At 66.9% G+C, this 17,860-nt stretch carries 14 protein-coding genes; 10 read left to right on the top strand and 4 right to left on the bottom strand.

Annotation, left to right across the window (positions count from 1 at the left end; translation table 11 throughout):
- Positions 1–23: 23 nt before the first annotated feature.
- Positions 24–614, top strand: a complete 591-nt coding sequence (locus CHRYSEO8AT_RS11665; RefSeq protein ID WP_236547526.1) for a bifunctional 2-polyprenyl-6-hydroxyphenol methylase/3-demethylubiquinol 3-O-methyltransferase UbiG — start codon at positions 24–26, stop codon at positions 612–614.
- Positions 615–618: 4 nt separating this feature from the next.
- On the opposite strand, the gene CHRYSEO8AT_RS11660 is transcribed toward CHRYSEO8AT_RS11665, so the two are convergent.
- The gene (locus CHRYSEO8AT_RS11660) at positions 619–1,773 is read right to left on the bottom strand and encodes a glycosyltransferase family 4 protein (RefSeq protein WP_159850176.1); all 1,155 of its coding nucleotides are present in this window, start codon (positions 1,771–1,773) and stop codon (positions 619–621) included.
- Positions 1,774–1,776: 3 nt separating this feature from the next.
- The gene (locus CHRYSEO8AT_RS11655; RefSeq protein ID WP_159850174.1) at positions 1,777–2,742 is read right to left on the bottom strand and encodes a hypothetical protein; all 966 of its coding nucleotides are present in this window, start codon (positions 2,740–2,742) and stop codon (positions 1,777–1,779) included.
- A 198-nt stretch (positions 2,743–2,940) separates the two neighbouring features.
- On the opposite strand from CHRYSEO8AT_RS11655, the gene CHRYSEO8AT_RS11650 reads away from it, so the two are divergent.
- The 3 genes from CHRYSEO8AT_RS11650 (at position 2,941) to CHRYSEO8AT_RS11640 (ending at position 7,040) form a co-directional block, all read left to right on the top strand.
- Positions 2,941–3,468 carry an RNA polymerase sigma factor gene (locus tag CHRYSEO8AT_RS11650; RefSeq protein WP_236547525.1) on the top strand — a complete coding sequence of 176 codons (528 nt, stop codon included), beginning with the start codon at positions 2,941–2,943 and terminating at the stop codon, positions 3,466–3,468.
- A 109-nt stretch (positions 3,469–3,577) separates the two neighbouring features.
- Positions 3,578–4,537: a FecR domain-containing protein gene (locus tag CHRYSEO8AT_RS11645; protein WP_159850172.1), complete on the top strand. Its 960-nt coding sequence runs from the start codon at positions 3,578–3,580 to the stop codon at positions 4,535–4,537.
- 73 nt (positions 4,538–4,610) lie between these two features.
- Positions 4,611–7,040, top strand: a complete 2,430-nt coding sequence (locus CHRYSEO8AT_RS11640; protein ID WP_159850170.1) for a TonB-dependent receptor — start codon at positions 4,611–4,613, stop codon at positions 7,038–7,040.
- On the opposite strand, the gene CHRYSEO8AT_RS11635 is transcribed toward CHRYSEO8AT_RS11640, so the two are convergent.
- Entirely contained in the window at positions 7,021–7,980 is a 960-nt protein-coding gene (locus tag CHRYSEO8AT_RS11635) for a hypothetical protein (RefSeq protein ID WP_159850168.1), read from the bottom strand. The two genes, CHRYSEO8AT_RS11640 and CHRYSEO8AT_RS11635, sit on opposite strands and share 20 nt — an antisense overlap.
- A 236-nt stretch (positions 7,981–8,216) precedes the next feature.
- Here CHRYSEO8AT_RS11635 and CHRYSEO8AT_RS11630 point away from each other — a divergent pair, with 236 nt between their 5' ends.
- Together CHRYSEO8AT_RS11630 and CHRYSEO8AT_RS11625 are read left to right on the top strand one after the other, a co-directional pair.
- On the top strand, positions 8,217–8,906 hold the full coding sequence (locus tag CHRYSEO8AT_RS11630) for a response regulator (protein ID WP_159850166.1): 690 nt from the start codon (positions 8,217–8,219) through the stop codon (positions 8,904–8,906).
- Positions 8,903–9,964, top strand: a complete 1,062-nt coding sequence (locus CHRYSEO8AT_RS11625) for an ATP-binding protein (RefSeq protein ID WP_159850164.1) — start codon at positions 8,903–8,905, stop codon at positions 9,962–9,964. The genes CHRYSEO8AT_RS11630 and CHRYSEO8AT_RS11625 overlap by 4 nt, the downstream gene beginning before the upstream one ends.
- A 366-nt stretch (positions 9,965–10,330) precedes the next feature.
- On the opposite strand, the gene CHRYSEO8AT_RS11620 is transcribed toward CHRYSEO8AT_RS11625, so the two are convergent.
- Positions 10,331–11,041: a TetR/AcrR family transcriptional regulator gene (locus CHRYSEO8AT_RS11620; RefSeq protein WP_159850162.1), complete on the bottom strand. Its 711-nt coding sequence runs from the start codon at positions 11,039–11,041 to the stop codon at positions 10,331–10,333.
- Between the two features lie 194 nt (positions 11,042–11,235).
- Between CHRYSEO8AT_RS11620 and CHRYSEO8AT_RS11615 the strand changes: the two genes are divergently transcribed.
- The 4 genes from CHRYSEO8AT_RS11615 to CHRYSEO8AT_RS11600 are packed head-to-tail and all read left to right on the top strand — an operon-like array spanning position 11,236 to position 17,851.
- Complete coding sequence (locus CHRYSEO8AT_RS11615; RefSeq protein ID WP_236547524.1) at positions 11,236–13,473, top strand: TonB-dependent receptor; 2,238 nt, start codon at positions 11,236–11,238, stop codon at positions 13,471–13,473.
- Positions 13,474–13,484: 11 nt separating this feature from the next.
- Positions 13,485–14,867, top strand: coding sequence for a S9 family peptidase (locus CHRYSEO8AT_RS11610; protein WP_159850160.1), 1,383 nt, complete (start codon positions 13,485–13,487; stop codon positions 14,865–14,867).
- 3 nt (positions 14,868–14,870) lie between these two features.
- Entirely contained in the window at positions 14,871–16,517 is a 1,647-nt protein-coding gene (locus tag CHRYSEO8AT_RS11605; protein ID WP_159850158.1) for a long-chain-fatty-acid--CoA ligase, read from the top strand.
- Positions 16,517–17,851 carry a glycoside hydrolase family 1 protein gene (locus CHRYSEO8AT_RS11600; protein ID WP_236547523.1) on the top strand — a complete coding sequence of 445 codons (1,335 nt, stop codon included), beginning with the start codon at positions 16,517–16,519 and terminating at the stop codon, positions 17,849–17,851. The genes CHRYSEO8AT_RS11605 and CHRYSEO8AT_RS11600 overlap by 1 nt, the downstream gene beginning before the upstream one ends.
- Positions 17,852–17,860 lie beyond the last annotated feature (9 nt).

Genomic DNA, 17,860 nt, shown 5'->3' with positions numbered 1-17,860 from the left:
GTGGGCAATCCGAGGGGAAGCGCGTGGTTCTGGGAACGGTCGTAAGGGCGCTGATCTTCGGCAAGGACGCCGACCGCAAGCGACGGTCCGCCAAGGCCACACGCATCCGCAGCCTGCCGGACCGGCGCGTGATGGCCGACAGCTATATTCCCGCCCTGGCGACAGACGGCGGTCGCATCCTGTGGGTCGGGTGCCGCGAATATACGCTGGACGACTATGCCGCACTGGAAGCCCACGGCGGCGAGGTCTGGACGACCGACATCGACGCGTCGGCGGAACGCTGGGGCCGCGAGGGCCGGCACCGCACCGGCGACGTCTGCGAGGCGGATCGGATCTTCTCCGACATGACCTTCGACGCCATCGTCTGCAACGGCGTGTTGGGCTACGGCGTCGACAGTCCGGAACAGCAGAAAAAGGCGTTGAAGGCGCTGGCCGCCATCCTGCGTCCTGGCGGGCGCCTGTTGCTGGGCTGGAACACCGACAAGATCGACGATCCGGTCGCGGCTGGCCTGACCGATGCGGACTTCGAGCCGACGCCGTTGGGCGATCAAGCGACACGCGTCCGGTTCGACGCGGTGACCCACGTCTACGACAGCTTCGTCCGTAGGGCTTGAGCGCCTATCCCTGCAGTCTGGGCTGCGACCCATGTCGCGGCAGAAACCACGGCCAGTGAACCTTGGACGCCGCACGGTTCGACAGCGACCGATCAGCCAGGGCCTCGCGCAGGGCGTCCAATTCGGCGGCGCGGGCGACGGGGGAATGGACCCGCTCCACGAAATCCTGACCGCCGCGCGCCAGGGCCAGCCGTTCCGCCGGATCCTCGACCAGTCGGTTCATCGCCGCCGTCAGGGGCGCCGCGTCCTCGACCTCGACATAGACCGCGTGTTCGCCGCTCGCTTCACGCAGACCGCCTCGCCCCGACGAGATCAGAGCCGCGCCCGCCGCATGGGCCTCCAGCGCCGCCAGTCCCAGGGCCTCGCGAACGCGTGACGGCGTCACAGCGATGGCGGCGCGACGCGTCACGTCTCGCACTTCGGCCAGCGACGCCGACTTGTGGATTTCGACCCGGTCGCCGAACCGATCCAGCGCCTGAACCAGAGGCTCTGCCCAGGCTTGATGCTTCTCCCAATCGCCCAGCATCAGCGCGCCACGCCAGTCGTGATGACGATCCAGCGTCTCGGACAAGGCCGCGCAGAACAGGTCCAGCCCCTTGTCCCGCATCGCGCGGCCGGAGAACAGGATCAGGTTTTCGCGGGCTTCCGGCGATGCGCGCCAGCCCTCGACCTCGATGGGATTGCACACCGACGAGACCCGACCCGCCAGACGTGGATAGTCCGTCGCGAACTCTTGTCCCGCCGCCTGGCTGACGAACACCAGCCGGTCGAACCGCGCCAGACGGCGACCGTAACGGAAGGCCTCGATTGGGTTCTTCGCCGGCTTGATGCGGGTGTGGCGATACAGGACGTGGGTCGCGTTCGGAAACTGGCGCGCCAGTTCGGACGCGGCCTTCAACTGCTGATGATATTCGACGATATCGGGCGACAGCGCCTTGAGGATGGTCGCCACCGCTTCGTTGCGCGCCTTGCGGCCCAGGCCGGCCGGCACCGTCAGCATGTTCAGGTCCGCACGCGGCGTCGCGCCCGCATCGCAGATCAGAGTGACCGAACGGTTCAGCCGGCTGTGCGCCGACAGGGTTCGCACCACCGTCTCCATCGAGTTGGCCTTGTCGGGGCAGTAGCTGCAGCCACGGGGCAGAACGACGGCGATACGCATGGTCTAGCCTTCCTTGCGAACGGAAGCGGTCGAGAAAATCCCGGGGTGGACGGCGGCGCCCGTGGCGCGACGACCGCGCGGGCCATTCAGGCCCAACAGCCGCCGCGCCTTGAACCCTGCCTTAATCCAGGGCTCCGCCGGCGACTGCCGGATGCCCTTCACATCGATGAAAGTGACGTCGCCATGGCCCGACAGGGTGTGCAGACCATCGGCGAACCCTTCGATCAGATCGCCCGCCTCGAAACGCTTCACCACCGAGGCCGAGAAAGTCTCCGGCGTTAGGGCGTCGATCCGCAGCAGGTTGATGGCCGCGCCATAGGTCTCTGCGCAGTCCTGGACCGGCAGATGCAGGGCGCCGTCGTGCACGAAGGCCGAACCACCCGGCCGCGAGGTGTGAAACCCGCTCATCACCGGATTGCACGAGTGCACTGTCCACGGTCCAGTCAGGCTGTCGGCCCAGGCAACGTGCAGTTCGCGCATCGCCCGGTCATCCGGCCCCGGCAGGGCGTGGAACATCCACCACCGGCCGTCGTGCTTCACCACCGTCGCATCGATTGCCGCCGCCTCGCCGACGCGCGCGACCGCCTCCCACTGGTCCGGGAAACGCACGCAACGATACAGGATCAGCCCGCCGCTCTTGTAGCCCTCGGGCAGCATGTAGAGTTCGCCGCCGTCCTCGATCAGGGTCGGATAGGACAGGTGCCAGGGCTCGGTCAGGGCGACGCCCTGGCCCACCAGCCGGTCGTCGGCATCGTACTGGCGGTAGTGAATCTCGCCTCGGCGCACATGATAGTCGAACGCCTCGACGAAGACGGTCAGCACCCCGTCGCGCGTGATCCCGAACGGATCCGCCACATAGGCATGCGACCCGCAGTCCGGTAACCATACCACCTCGTCCGCGCGCGGGGCGTGATCAACAAAGCTGCTTAAGGGACGGCGGATGAAGCCCGAGCGCCAGATGTCGAACATGACGACGCCCTAGCCGACCAAAAAGGCCGGAGCCGCTGTGCCGTCGTGTCCTGCAAACGCGCGCATCTGGGTCCTGCTCGTCGCCGCTGCACGGCGGCTTCATGACAAGGACGCCGCCGACCGGGCCTTGCCTCAGGAAAATCGTCACGGCATTGAGGGTCACGGCCTGCCTTGGCCGAACGAGAGGATTTCGCCCGTTTGACCGCGCCCGCCGCGCATCCCCTGGTCGCCGCCTATCTTGAGCAGCGCGAGGATCTGGCCCGGTTCTGCCGGGCGCGGCTGGGCGGCGCATCCGGCGATGTCGATGACGTGCTGCAGGACGTCTACATCAAGGTATCGGCGCTCGATCCAGATCCGCCGCCCGACAATCCGCGCGCCTTCCTTTTCCGACTGACGTCCAATCTGCTGATGGACCGTTGGCGCTCCACCCAGCGGGCGACCAACCGCGACACCCAATGGCGTCAAATCAATCACGAGGTCAGCGCGGCGGAAGATCTGGACGCCGCCCCCTCCCCCGAGGCCGTCGTGGCGGGTCGCGAACGGCTGGCCCGCCTGGTCGTAGCTCTGGAGACCCTGCCGCCCAAGACCCAGACGGTCTTTCGCCTGCACAAGTTTGACGGCGTCAGCTACGCCGACATCGCCGCCCAGATGGGCGTTTCGCGCAGCTCAGTCGAGAAACACATGATGGACGCCCTTCGCGTTCTGGCCCGAAAGGTTCAGCCATGAAGACGGCCTTTTTCACCTTTTTGGGGAATCAATCTGGAGGTGCGGCCTTCGCGGCGACGTCTGGTTATCAGGAAGTCCGTTGCACGGCGGAACTCCAGGCTGGGATCGGATGACAGCAGAGACCGACATCAAGGAAAAGGCGCTGCATTGGTTCGTCACCCTGCGTGACGAGACGGCGCCCGAATCCGCGTGGCTCGATTTCCAGTCCTGGCTGGAGGTCTCGCCCGCCCATGCGCACGCCTATGACGCCGTCGAACGGCTTTGGGTTGATCTGGATGCAGCAAACGTAGCCCCGATCCCGGCTGCGCCCGTCGTCGACCTGTCCGCCGCCCGCGAACGCCGCGCCCGCCGTCGCGTGCCTTGGCTAGGCGCAGGCCTGGGCATCGCCGCCAGCGTCACCTTGGCGGTCGGCCTGTGGCTTTGGATGACACCTAACGGCCAAACCTACGCCACCACCGACGCACCGCTTTCGGTCGCTCTGGAGGACGGTTCGCACGTCTATCTGAACCGCCATTCCACGCTGAACGTCCGCTTCGACGACAACAGGCGGTCGGTCTCCCTGGCCGAAGGCGAAGCCGCCTTCGACATCGCCCACGATCCTGCCCATCCCTTCGTGGTCGCCGCCGGCGATCATCAGGTCCAGGTGCTGGGCACCGCCTTCAACGTGTTGAACCATGGCGGCAACTTCGCCGTCGCGGTCCAGCGCGGTGTTGTCGCCGTGACCCCCGCCAACGCCGCGACGCCCGTGCGCCTGACCGCAGGCCAGGCCCTGGAACAGCGGGGCCAAGCGGCGCCGCGCATGAGCAACGTCTCACCGGATCGCGCCTCGGCCTGGCGCAGCGGCGTACTGGTCTATCGTGACCGTCCGTTGAGCGATGTGGCCGACGATCTTTCGCGTTATCTCGACAAGCCAGTCGTGCTATCGACGCCCGTTCAGGCGCTGCGTTTCACCGGCGCCCTGCGTGTAGGCGACGAGGCCGTGATGTTGCAGCAGCTCCAGGATTTCGCACCCTTTCGCGTCGAGGCCTCGACGTCCGAAGTTCGCCTCAGCGCGCGTGGCGCCCGCTGAGGCCAGGCGGCCTCCAAAATCCGGCCTTCCCCGGTCACGCGCCGCCGCCCTGATCCCCAGCCTTGGGCTGCTTTTGACGACGGCCCTGTCGGCGCCGGCGCAGGCTGCCGACGGCCGAACGCTAGACTTCTACGTCCCCCGCCAATCCGTCGATGGCGCACTGCTCGACCTGGCGCTCCAGGCGCGCGTGTCTCTGGGCGGCAGTCTGAGCGCCTGCGCGGGAACCAGCCCGGCGCTTCATGGCCGCATGTCGCTGGATACCGCCCTGACCCGCATCCTGGCAGGATCGGGATGTCGCCATATCATCCGGGCCGACGGCGCCGTGATCATCAGCCGTGCGCCGTCCCGCGCCTCCTCACCAACGACCCCGCCGCCCGCGCGAAGCACACCCCCTCGCCTCGCACCCACCGAAGACGTGGCTCAGGTCAGCGAAGTCATCGTCACCGCCCCTCGCCGGCCGGAGCTGATTCAGGATTCATCGTCGGCCATGACGGCGGTCGCCTCCGATCGCATCGCCCGTTCCGGCGTCACCGGCATGCAGGGCCTAGACAGCCTGGTATCGGGCATGACGGTGACCAACCTCGGCCCCGGCCGTAACAAGATCCTGCTGCGGGGCGTATCCGATGGAGTCTTCACCGGCCTGACCCAATCGACCGTGGGCCTGTATCTTGACCTGACGCCCGTCACCTACAGCGCACCGGACCCCGATCTGAAACTGATCGACATCGACCGGGTCGAGGTTTTGCGCGGCCCGCAGGGCACGCTCTATGGCACCGGCCCCATTGGCGGCGTCGTCCGCATCGTGACGCGAGCGCCCGAGTTCGGTCAGGAAGACCTGTCCGTCGCCCTCTCCCGCTCCCACACCAGGGGCGGAGGGTCGAACTCCGACTACTCGTTGATCGCCAACCTGCCGCTGGCGGGGGATCGCGCGGCGATCCGGGCGGCTATCTATGGCGAGACCTACAGCGGCTATATCAACGACGTCGAACTGAAGCTGCGTCGGGTCAACGACGGCACGCGACGTGGCGGACGTGTATCGGCGGCGCTGGCGATCGCGCCCGGCTGGACCGCGCGAGCGGGCGTCGTTCACCAGTCGATCGTGACCGAGGACACCCACTATGTGTATCGCGGCCTGGGCCCGCTGCGCCGCGCGAACCTGGTGCGCGAACCCCACCAGAACCGCTTCGATCAGGCCTCGCTGACGCTGGAAGGTCGAGGCGCCTGGGGGCATATGAACGCCTCGCTCGCGGTGGTCGAACATGGGTTCAAGAGCCGATACGACGCCTCCAGCGCTCTGCGCCGTTTCGGCTCGCCCTGGCGGATCGGCGCCCTGGACGAGAACAAGGACATTCATCTGGTCGTCGGCGAAGCCAACTTCGCCTCGCCCGACGTAGGTCGCTGGCGCTGGCTGGCCGGCGGCCTGGTGTCGTCCAGCACCACCCGCACCAACCCCATCCTAGCCGCCCTGACACCGGAGCCCCGCGCCGTCTATTCCGAAGCTCGCCGCGACAGCTTGGACGAGGCCGCCGTCTATGGCGAGGCGTCGCTGGACCTGACGCAAAAACTGACCCTGACCGCCGGCGCCCGTTATTACGCCCTCGACTATGAGACGACCTCGGAGGTGCGCCAGGGTTCACGCAAGCGCGCCTTCGACGGGCGTGGAGTCTCCTCCGGCCTGACGCCCAAGATCGGTCTCGCCTGGCAGCCCAGCGAACGTCTGAACCTGTCGGCCCAGATCAGCCAGGGTCACCGCGCCGGGGGCTTCAACACAGCAGGCGTCATCGGCCAGGACTTCAGCGGCCTGGCGGACTCACCGGCGCGCGAATACCAGCGGGACTCGCTGTGGAACCTGGAGTTCGGCGCCAAATATCGCTCAGCCGGGGGACGCGCCCGCGTCCGCGCCGCCGTCTACGCCGCGCGTTGGCGCGACGTGCAGAGCGATCAGTTCCTGCCCAGCGGTCTGGCCTATGTCGTCAACGTCGGCGACGGCGCCGATCTGGGGTTCGAGATCGAGGCGAACTGGAAACCGACCGAGACGTTGGAGTTGTTCGCCAACGGCCTCGTCGCCGATCCCCGCATCACCGATCCAAGCGATCAGTTCGATTCCCGGCGCGACGCCGGTCTGCCCGGCGTGCCCAAGGCTTCGGCCAACCTGGGCTTCACCTGGCGTCATCCTCTGGGGGATCGCCTGCATCTGCTCGCCGACGGCGGCCTGTCCTACGTCGGCTCATCGCGTCTGACCTTCGACGGACGCCAGCAACACCGCATGGGCGACTATGGCACGGGCCGATTGGCTCTGGGCGTGGCGGCCTCGCCCTGGACCGCGACCCTGTTTGTCGACAACCTGTTCGACACCGAGGCCAACACCTTCGCCTACAGCGACCCCTTCCGCCTGCCCGACGCTCAGGCCGTCACCCCCCTGCGCCCCCGCACCATCGGCGTCACGCTGAGGTGGACGCCTCAATATCGACGCCCGCCGGTTCTCAGTTCGACGCAGGACTGACGGCCGTGCGCGTGCAGTCGGCCAGGTCCCTGACCACGTGCCGACCGATGCAGAACATGTCCTCATAGCTGGGCTTGGCGGCGGCCAGACATTGGAACAGGTTCAGCTTGGACATCTGCAGGCAGAAGGTCGCGTTCGGATCCTGCAGCACGCCGTCACCCCCGTCATCCGTCACGCTTTCGCCCAGCAAGGCCCGCGCAGCGATGCTCAAGGACCGCGTCACCGCCGGCGTATAGGGCGCCGACCGAAGCGAGGCGGGCGTGCGAGACGGCTCGGCATGGGCGGCCGTCAGCAACAGGGCGCTCTCGTCTTGGGACGCCGGTCGAGACGCCTCAGACGCCAGTTTCGCCCGCTCCAACCGCCCCGGCCGATCCGCCACGGGCTGGCCCGCCCAGCGACGGCGCGGGTCGTTGCGTTCCTGGATCGTATAGGCGTCACCTTCGACCCGGTCCGACGCGGCCTCGATGGCGACGGCGGCCTCTTCCATAACCTCGACGACCAGGCCCGCCGCCGCATCGGCGCCGGGAAATGTCGCGGCATAGGCGGGGTCGGCCGCCAGGCGACCCAGAATTTCGCGTCGTTGCGCCGGGTCGGCTGCATAGGCTCGCACACCCGCGACGAAATCAGGCGACTGCATCGCCAGCACCGCACCATAGGCCACAAGGCCACGCGCCAGCTGGTCGGCGTTATAGGTCGCGCCGCGCTGCAACGCCGCCTGCACCGCATCGGCGTCGGCGAAACCGCCGTCGAACGTCGCTGCGTCGCGCATGAAAACCAGATAGACCGACGCCGCCTGCGCCACGCTGTCGTCCAGTCGGATCGAGGGCGGCGGGGGCGGTGGCGGCGCAGGCGGTTCGGCCGGCTTGGCGCACCCCACGGCCAGCGCGATCAAGCTCGCCGCCGCCGCGATCCGCGCCCAGCGCAGGCTAGCGCTGCTCACAGCATGGCCACAATGAACGCGCCGCAGGCGGCGAGCACTGCAACGTTCACGGCGGTCATGGCGGCGACGAAGATCTGGTGGGCGTTGAATTTCATCGGCTCTCAAAATCGGCTTCGGGATCGACGCCGCTTCGCACGTCGCCGTGGGGCGTTCGTGTGGACTTCATGGAGAAATCATGGAGACACCCCATCTAGGCTGGACCGCCGCCCTTTGCCGCGCGATGTCGTGGAGACCTAATGAGCGCCTTGGTCATCATCGCCGAAGACGAGCCCGAGATCGCCGCCGTGCTCGACGCCTATTTCGTGCGCGAGGGGTTTCGCACCGTGCGCGCCATGGACGGCCAGATCGCTCTGGACCTGCACGCCACCCTTCGGCCTGACCTGGTGCTGCTGGACGTGCGCATGCCGCGCGTCGATGGCTGGAGCGTCCTGGGCGAACTGAGGCGCAGGGGCGAGACGCCGGTCATCATGATCACCGCCCTGGACCAGGACATCGACAAGCTCCAGGCGCTGCGCATCGGGGCCGACGACTATGTCGTCAAACCCTTCAATCCGGTCGAGGTCGTGGCCCGCGCCCAGGCCATCCTGCGGCGCAGCGGCGGTTCGGGCCAGGGCGGGGTCATTCGCCTGGGACCGCTTGAGATCGATCTGGAGGCCCATATCGTCCAGTGGCGAGGGGCCGAAGGCACGCAACGCATTCCCCTGACCCTGACCGAGTTCCGCATGCTGGCCCACATGGCCCGCTATCCGATGCGGGTCTTCTCGCGCGCCGAACTGGCCGACGCCTGCCTGAATGGCGACGAGGTGCTGGACCGGACGGTGGACAGCCATCTCAGCAAGCTGAGGCTCAAGTTGCGCAAGGCCGGCGGCGGCGATGTCCTCGTCGGCGTACGCGGCGTGGGCTATCGCCTTGAGGCTGTACCATGAGGGCCGCCCGCGCCCTGGGTCCCCGCATCGCCGTGCGCATGGCCCTGGTCACCCTGGCCGTGCTGGGCCTCAGCGCCGCCGGCGCCTTTGCGCTCTACGGCTGGGTGTTCGAGAACTACCCCGATGCGGTGGCCTCGCCCCAGGCCTGGCATCCCCAGCCGGTGGACTATGTCGCCCTGGCCTCGGCCGCAGTCCTGGCCCTGATCGGCGCGGCCTTCGCTGGGTTGCAGTTAGCCCGGCGCATCGTCCTGCCCCTCGCCTCCCTGTCCGGCGCCGCCCGCGCCATCGCCGACGGCGACCTGTCCGCCCGCGCCGCAGCCGGCGATCGCTCCATGTCCGAGACCGCCGACCTAGTGGACGACTTCAACCTGATGGCCCAGCGGCTGGAGGCTCTGGCCGCCGACATGACGACCTGGAACGCCTCCATCGCGCACGAGCTGCGAACGCCCGTCACCATCGTGAAGGGCCGTCTGCAAGCGGCCGCCGACGGCGTGCTGCCGCTGGACCGCGAGATGATCCTGACCCTGCTCAAGCCGGTGGACGCCCTGGGTCGCCTGATCGAGGATCTGCGCGTCGTCAGCCTGGCCGACAGCGGCCGACTGCAACTGCGCCTGACGCCACAGGACCTGGGCAAGCGGCTGGAAGACGTCCGCGCCCTGGTCGGCGCCGAAGCCGAGGCCGAGGGTTACCCCATCACCTGGACGACGCCGTCCACTCCGGTCGTCTGCGACGGCGACCGTATCCAGCAGGCTGTTCTGGCCTTGCTCGAAAACGTCCGCCGCCACGCCGATCCCGGGCCTGTCGCCGTCAGCGTGACTGTCGATGACCGCTTCGCCATCATTACCGTCGAGGACAGCGGCCCCGGTCTGCCCGACCCCATGACCCAATCCGTCTTCACCGCCTTCAAGCACGGCTCGGACGACACCGGCGGCACGGGCCTGGGCCTAGCGGTCGTGCGCGCCATCGCCGAGGCCCACGGCGGATCGGCTTATTACGGGGCGGCGATCGGGCGAGGGTCAGTTGTGGAAATCCGGCTTCCCGGCAATCTGCACGACTAGCGTTGGGGAATTTCACATTTCATTGAGTGCTGTCCGCGCCGCAGCGTCATCTGCGGTGATTGTCTAATGCTAATCGCGGTTTTGTTGCGTCCCGGCATCTATTGGTGCTCGACGCGATCTTGGCCTGGTTCGGCGAGCGTCCTCGGACCACAAACGACGACACCCCCGGCGCTTTCGCGACGGGGGTGTTGTGATCGTTGGGTGCGGGAACACGCACCGGCCGCAGTAGTATATTTGGCATGATCGATGTTCGGGGCATCACCGTAAGGCGCCAGGAGCGGAAGTTGAACTCGCAACAGAAAGGCGACATCCGACTTCGACTAGCCGTTGATCTCCAGCGAATGGAAGGCGGGTCTCTATCCGGATTCAGCGGCTAACCGACCCGAACCCTACGCTGAAGACGGCGATCATCGTCTCCAACACAGACGCGAGATCCGAAGATTTGCACAGCCCGCCGGAAACGTCGTCGATCCGGCCTGTTTGGGCCAGTCCATGGGTCAGGCTGGAGGAGACGAGATCGAAGAACCAGTAGATGCGCTCCGGCGGCGCGTCGGGCGCCAGGGCCTTCAGCATGCCGATGAAGCGCTGGACGATGGGATCGAAGTTCTCGGCCATCACGTCCTTGCCGCCAAAGTGCGAGGCGTTGGCGTGGCCGACGATGGCGGCGAAATAGACCCAGCCCTCGCCCTTCTCGATCACCATTTCATAGATGGGACGCAGGAAGACATCGAGGACGCCTTCGATCGTAGTCGCCTCACCGACCCGCGCCTCATAGGCGTCCATGGCCGCGATCCGCGCGGCATTCACCTCGCCTGCGCGGCGGGCGAACACCGCCCGGAAGACCCCATCCTTGTCCCCGAAATAGTAGTGGATCAGCGCCGTATCGACACTGGCGGCCGTCGCGATCGCCTTGAGCGTAACCCCGTCGCGACCGTGTAGGGCGAAGAGTTTTTCGGCGGCGTCCAGGATCGTGTTCGTCGTTTCCTCGCGCCGTTCCGATTGCGGACGCCGGCGCGGCCGCTTCGTCGGCTTGAGGTTCGACCTTGATGTCGAAGACGGGGAGAGGATGTCAGTCATGGTGCGCCGGTTGAAATCCGACCTTTCTGATACTGCCATCGCGGCTCCGACGCTATATGGATCACTTCTTTATTTTATCGCCAATAAAGTTTGTTGACGGCGGAAATGGCCTCGGTCTTAATCCCCACGTTCGGTCAACGGACACAGATGAGCCGGCGACAAGCTGGCCGCTTACATAGGGAAAGGGGACCGCGATGCGGCAAACCATCATGATGGGCGCAAGTGCGCTCGCGCTGGCCTTCGCCGCTGCGCCGGCCCTGGCCCAAACGGCCGAACCACAAACTGAACCGGGAGCGACCACGCTCGACGAAGTCGTCGTCACCGCCCGTCGCACTGAGGAAAACATCCAGAAGGTGCCCGTCGCCGTCACCGCCTTCAGCCAGGAGGGCTTGCGTCAGCGTGGCATCGAGACCGGCACCGATCTGCAGAACTTCACCCCCTCACTCAGCGTCGTGGGCAATACCAACCGCAACCAGGAAAACTACACGATCCGCGGCATCGGCGGCATCGGCAGCCTGGGCACTGGCGGCGGACCGGGCGTCGTCGCCTATTTCGCCGAGGTGCCCTCAACCGCCAGCGGTCCCGGCCTTCTGTTCGACCTACAGTCCATCCAGGTCCTGAAAGGTCCGCAAGGCACCCTGTTCGGCCGCAACACCACCGGCGGCGCCGTGCTGCTCGATCCGGTCAAGCCGGGCTTTGCGCCGGACGGCTATATCGAAGCGACGGTCGGCGACCTTGAGCGCCGCTCGGCCCGCGCCGCCGTGACCCTTCCGCTCAGCGAGACACTGTCTCTTCGGCTCGCCGGCCAGTTCGACAAGCGTGAAGGCTTCGTCACCGACGTCAACACCGGCAAGGACTATAACGACCGCAACAACTTCAGTCTGCGCGCCGGTCTGCTGTTCCAGCCCAACGACCGCATCAGCAGCTATACCGCCGTCAACTATGTGGACATCGACGAGAACGGACCTGGGACGGTGCTGCTCGCCGTCAACCCCGCCGGCCCGGCGGCCGCATTGCTCAATCCGCTGCTCGCGGCCCAGCAGGCCCGTGGCAACGACCGTATCGCGCTGAGCGCCGACACCAAAAACGTCAGCCGGACTTTGCTGGCTTTGAACAACACGACGTTCCGGCTCAACGACAGCGTCACCCTCAAGAACGTCGTCAGCTACACCCGAACCCGTGCCGACTTCGGCTCCGACGGGGACGCTTCGGTTCTGGTGATCAATGACCTGAACGGCGCCATTCCCGGCCGCTGGAATGTCGATAACGAGACCTGGACGGAAGAACTGCAGGCCCGCATCGAGCTGGGTCGTCTGACCTTCCAGACCGGGCTCTTCTATTCCGACACCTCCACAGTCACCCCCCTGACGTTCGTCCAGCGCGCCAATCTTGGAGCCGTCAGCCTGGTTCAGGACAGCGCCCATGCCAATGATCGCTCCAAGGCGGTCTACGGCCAGTTCACCTATGCGATCACGGATACGCTGACCGCCAACGCCGGCTATCGCTATACCTGGGACGAATTCGGCGGCGACATCAGCATCTACATCCCCCAACTCGGCAACGCCTGCGGGACCAACCCCGGCTTCGCCTTCCCCAACTGCAGCCGCGCCTTCGACGGCGAGAGCGACGGCGACACCTGGCAGATCGGCCTGGACTGGCAGGCCACGCCGGACACCCTGATCTATGGCGTCAGCCGCCACGGCTACAAGAGCGGCGGGATCAACCCGTCCGTCCTGCTGGTCAGCGCCACAAGCCCCCTGTTCCGGGTCCGGCCCGAGACCGTCACCGACGGCGAGATCGGCCTGAAGCACGACTGGTCGAGCTCCGGGATCAAGGCCCGCACGAACCTGTCCGCCTTCTACATGAAGTATGAGGATATCCAGCGCAGCGACTACGCCCTGATCGGCGGGTTCAATACCCAGCTGATCACCAACGCTGCCGAGGCCACGGTCAAGGGCTTCGAGTTCGAGGGCGTCATCCAGCCCATCGCGCCCCTAACGCTTACGGCGACCTATTCCTACAATGACGCGACCTACGACAAATACATCGACGGCCTCGGCGTCGATCGCAGCGGCTTCCCGTTCCAGTATGTGCCCAAGAACAAATACAGCCTCGACGCCAAGCTCTATCTGCCGGTTCCCTCGACGATCGGCGACGTCAGCCTGCGCGCCTCCTATGCCTGGCAGGATGACCAGCAGGTCGCTTCGGACCTGCAACCCTTCGGCGTGATCCCGGCCTATGGCCTGCTCAATGTTCGCGTGGACTGGGAACATATCGCGGGGTCGGACGTCGCCCTTTCGCTCTATGGGACCAATGTCACCGACGAGGAATATCGGGTCACCTCGAACGCCACCTACAACACGACGGGTCTCGTCGGTGCGGCCTACGGCGATCCGCGCCAATACGGCGTGACCCTGCGCTACAGCTGGTAGGAGAGACCGCCATGACGATGACGCCCAAGCTCGGTCGAAGCGGGAGCGCGCTTGCGGTCCTTGCGTTCGCCGCCCTGCTGTCGGGCGCCGCCTGCAGCACCCCGGCCAACGCCGACCTGCAGCCGGCCCAGGCCGCCTTCGCCGCTCGCGCCACGGCCCAGCAGGCGACGGACGTCGATGTCCGGACGCTTGACGACGGCGGCTTCACCGTCAACGGCCGGCTGGACGGCGATCATTTCGCCATGGCCGTGCCGTCCAACTGGAATGGCCAGGCCCTGGTCTTCGCTCACGGATATTCCGTGCCCGGCAGCGCGATCGCCGTGTCGAAGGACCCGGTCGAGAAGGACCCCTCCGGAGGCCTGATGACGGGCGCCTACGCCCAGGGCTTCGCCGTCGCCCACAGCGATTTCGACAAGGCCGGTGTGGGCGTGGAATCCGCCGTGGAGAACACGCTTCGCTTGCGGGCCTTCCTCGGTCGCATGGGCGTCACCGACGCCTATGTGGCCGGCGGCTCCATGGGCGGCAATATCGTCATGGCGATCATCGAGACGCAACCCACCGCCTTCAAGGGCGCCCTGTCGGGATGCGGACTGGTCGACAACTGGAGCGACGAGGTCGGCCTGCTGATCGATCTGCGCGCGCTCTACAACTTCTACACCCACGGCACAGAATACGCCTTGCCGGGAGAGACGGACATCCAACGTTCCGCCCTCTCGACCACCACGGCCGGCGCCATCGGCGCGCTGGGCGATCCCTATCGTTTCCTGCAAATGAAGCGGATTGCAGACCCGATCGCCGCCCTGTTCAAGGCGGCGCGCGAGACCCCTGGCGGGCGTGAAGACCAGATCATCGCCAAGATCGCCTCGATCACCGGCGTGACGCCCGAGCCGGCGTCCTTGATCGTCCCGATCATGACCGTCAGCCTCGGCATGGACGACATGAACGCCACCTTCGGCGGCTTCATCTACGACAACTCGACCAAGGTCTACGCCAGTCCGCTCCTGTCGTCCGAGGAGAGCCAGCGGCTGAACCGTGAGATCGCCCGTATCAAGGCGGATCCCGCAGCCGTCGCCTATGCCGATCGCTGGCGGCGTTCGACAGGGCGCTTCAGCACGCCTCTGGTCGCGCTTCACAATCGCGTCGATTCCCTCGTTCCCTACAGCCAGTTCGAAGGCCTCGTCCGAAAGACGGAGGCTGCTGGGAACGCCGATCGCCTGCTTGCCATCACTGTTCCGGAGATCAAAACGCCCCTGCCGGGAACCGGCCTCGAAGGGATCGCGCACTGCGGCTTCACCCCGGCCCAGTTGGGGGCCGCCTTCGACGCTTTGCAGACCTGGACCACGACCGGGCAACGGCCCACGCAGGTCATGCCGCCCCCCGCTCCGGCGCCCTGATCCATGGCGCTTCGCTTCGCCCATCCGGCGCCGGAGGCCTACGCCTATCCGCTGCTGATCCGGCATCTGCTGCACAGCGCCCTGGACGCCCGGAGCGGTCAGGAGATCGTCGGGTCCGACGGGCGCCGCCACGGATATGAGGCGCTGTCGCATCGCGTCGGACGCCTGGCGGCCGTCCTCGCCGAACACGGGGTCGAGCCGGGCGATGTCGTCGCCGTCATGGACTGGGACAGCCATCGCTACCTTGAGGCCTATTTCGCCATCCCCATGATGGGGGCCGTCCTGCAGACCGTGAACGTGCGGCTGTCACGCGACCAGATCGCCTACACCCTCAGCGACACTCGGCCCCGCGCCCTAATCGTCCACGCGGACTTCGTCGCCGAACTTGAAGCGTTGCGAACGGCGCTGCCGGGAGACTGTGTCGTCATCACCTGCCATGACGGCACGGCCGCCTCCGTCGAAGACAGCCTCGGCGACTACGAGGCGCTTCTGGCCTCGGGGGACGACACCTACGACTTCGTCGATTTCGACGAGAACGCCCTGGCCACCACCTTCCACACCACCGGAACGACAGGCCTGCCCAAGGCCGTGACCTTCAGCCATCGGCAACTGGTCCTCCATACCCTGGCGGTCGGGTTGGCCATGGGCCAACAGCCTTGCGAACAGGGTCTGTGGCGCGGGTCGGTCTATATGCCGGTGACACCGATGTTCCATGTCCATGCCTGGGGTCTGCCCTATGTCGCGACCCTGCTGGGGCTGAAACAGGTCTATCCCGGCCGCTACGCCCCGGCGCGCTTGCTGGCCCTGAAGCGGGACGAAGGTGTCACCTATTCGCACTGCGTGCCGACGATCCTGCAGATGATCCTGGACGAGGCCGGACCCGACGCTCGGCTCGGTCCTTGGACCGTCATCATCGGCGGATCGGCCCTGCCGGAATCGCTGCTCCGCGCGGCGGACGCCGTCGGGATCACCGCCGTGGCGGGCTACGGAATGTCGGAGACCGGTCCGGTGCTGACGCTCTCGCGCCACGAGGACGATGACGCTCGCGCGCCTGAGCAGGTCCGCCGCTGGGCCGGCCGTCCCATCCCGCTGGTCCAGGTCCACTTACAGGACGAGAACGGCGAAAACGTCTCGGACGAATCCGGCGCCCAGGGCGAGGTTGTGGTGCGCGCGCCGTGGCTCACCCAAACCTATCCGAACAGCGCCGAAGCCGGCGCCGCTCTCTGGTCGGGCGGCTGGCTCCATACCCAGGACGTCGCCACCCGTGAGGCGGCGGGCGACCTCGTCATCCGGGACCGACTGAAGGACGTGATCAAGACCGGAGGCGAGTGGGTCTCGTCGGCCGAAATCGAAGATCTGGCCCTGCGGGACCCCGACATCGCCGAGGCTGCCGTCGTCGGCGCCCCGGACCACCGTTGGGGCGAACGGCCTGTGGTGTTCGCCGTCGCCAGAGAAGGCCGCACGCCGCGGCTGCAAACCCTCAAGGATCACATGACCCCTCTCGTCGCGGCGGGACAGCTCAGTCGCTGGGCCGCGCCCGACCGCCTCATCCTGATCGACGCCCTGCCCCGGACCAGCGTCGGCAAGATCGACAAGAAGGCGTTGCGTCTTCGCCTCGGAGACGATGTCCTCGACAGCAGGAGCTTCTGATGCGCTCACTCAACCGACGCGCCGTTCTGGCGGCCGGAACCCTCGCGGCGGCCTTCGCCCCCCGAACCGGCGCTGCCGCGACCGCCGTCGCACCGACGCGCGACGCCCGCCGCGCGAACGCCGCACCCTTTCTGTGGGGAGCGGCCACGGCGGGCCACCAGGTCGAGGGCAACAATGTCGCCAGCGACATCTGGCTGCTGGAGCAGGTCAAACCCACCCTGTTCAGCGAACCGTCAGGCGACGCCTGCGACAGCTTCGAACGCTGGCGTGAAGACGTGGAGATCGTTCGCTCCCTGGGCCTCAATGCCTACCGTTTCTCCGTCGAATGGTCGCGCGTCGAGCCGGCCGAGGGCCAGGTGTCCCTGGCCGCGCTCGAGCATTACCGCCGTATTGTGACCGCCTGTCGCGAGGCGGGCCTGGCGCCGGTGGTGACTCTGAGCCACTTCACCTCGCCCCGCTGGTTCGCCGCAAAGGGGGGCTGGTTCCATCCGGACGCACCCGCGACCTTCGCCCGCCACTGCGAGCGGGTGGTCCGGCACATGGGCGACCAGATCAGCCACGTCGTCACCTTCAACGAACCCAATCTCCAGCTTCTGGGCGAATGGGGAAAGACGCCCGACCCCGCCGTGCGTTCGATCATGGACGCCATGCTGGCGGAGGCGGCCAAGGCCAGCGGCTCGGACCGGTTCTCGCTGATGAACGCCGGGCACGCCGCCGCCATGGTCGCGCCCGTGCTCGAGGCGCACCGCCTGGTCCGCCAGGCCATCAAGACGGTGCGATCGGATCTGCCGGTGGGCCTGTCGCTGGCGATCCCGGACGATCAGGCGGTCGGCCCCGGCAGTCAGATCGAAGACAAGCGCGCCGCCGTCTACGCGCCCTTTTTCGCCGAGGCGCGCCACGACGACTTCCTCGGCGTCCAGACCTATGGCCGCAGCCTGATCGGCGCCGAGGGGCCCTTGCCGACGCCCAAAGACACGGAACAGACCCAGACGGGCGACGAGTTCTATCCGCAGGCGATCGGGGCGACGATCCGTTACGCTCATGAGAGCACCGGCGTGCCGATCCTGGTGACCGAGAACGGGTTGGCGACGAACGACGACGCCCAACGCGCCCGCTTCATCCCCGCAGCCACGGCGGCCGTCCTGACGGCGCGGGCCGACGGCGTGCCGGTGATCGGCTACCTGCATTGGTCCCTGTTGGACAATTTCGAATGGTTCTCGGGCTATGGTCCCAAGTTCGGCCTGGTCTCGGTGGATCGCACGACGTTCAAGCGGACGATCAAGCCCAGCGCACACGTTCTGGCCCGCATCGCACGGTCGGACCTGTCCCGATAAAGGAGTAGA

This window comes from Brevundimonas sp. G8, from assembly GCF_902506205.1.
In the GTDB taxonomy this organism is placed as follows: Bacteria; Pseudomonadota; Alphaproteobacteria; order Caulobacterales; family Caulobacteraceae; genus Brevundimonas.
This window is presented reverse-complemented; position numbering and strand designations above follow the sequence as displayed.

Bases quoted from the DNA above. Each gene is read 5' to 3' on its own strand.
- CHRYSEO8AT_RS11660 (WP_159850176.1), bottom strand. From the start codon at position 1,773: ATGCGTATCGCCGTCGTTCTGCCCCGTGGCTGCAGCTACTGCCCCGAC.
- CHRYSEO8AT_RS11605 (WP_159850158.1), top strand. From the start codon at position 14,871: ATGGCGCTTCGCTTCGCCCATCCGGCGCCGGAGGCCTACGCCTATCCG.
- CHRYSEO8AT_RS11600 (WP_236547523.1), top strand. From the start codon at position 16,517: ATGCGCTCACTCAACCGACGCGCCGTTCTGGCGGCCGGAACCCTCGCG.
- CHRYSEO8AT_RS11615 (WP_236547524.1), top strand. From the start codon at position 11,236: ATGCGGCAAACCATCATGATGGGCGCAAGTGCGCTCGCGCTGGCCTTC.
- CHRYSEO8AT_RS11625 (WP_159850164.1), top strand. From the start codon at position 8,903: ATGAGGGCCGCCCGCGCCCTGGGTCCCCGCATCGCCGTGCGCATGGCC.
- CHRYSEO8AT_RS11620 (WP_159850162.1), bottom strand. From the start codon at position 11,041: ATGACTGACATCCTCTCCCCGTCTTCGACATCAAGGTCGAACCTCAAG.
- CHRYSEO8AT_RS11655 (WP_159850174.1), bottom strand. From the start codon at position 2,742: ATGTTCGACATCTGGCGCTCGGGCTTCATCCGCCGTCCCTTAAGCAGC.
- CHRYSEO8AT_RS11610 (WP_159850160.1), top strand. From the start codon at position 13,485: ATGACGATGACGCCCAAGCTCGGTCGAAGCGGGAGCGCGCTTGCGGTC.
- CHRYSEO8AT_RS11645 (WP_159850172.1), top strand. From the start codon at position 3,578: ATGACAGCAGAGACCGACATCAAGGAAAAGGCGCTGCATTGGTTCGTC.
- CHRYSEO8AT_RS11630 (WP_159850166.1), top strand. From the start codon at position 8,217: ATGAGCGCCTTGGTCATCATCGCCGAAGACGAGCCCGAGATCGCCGCC.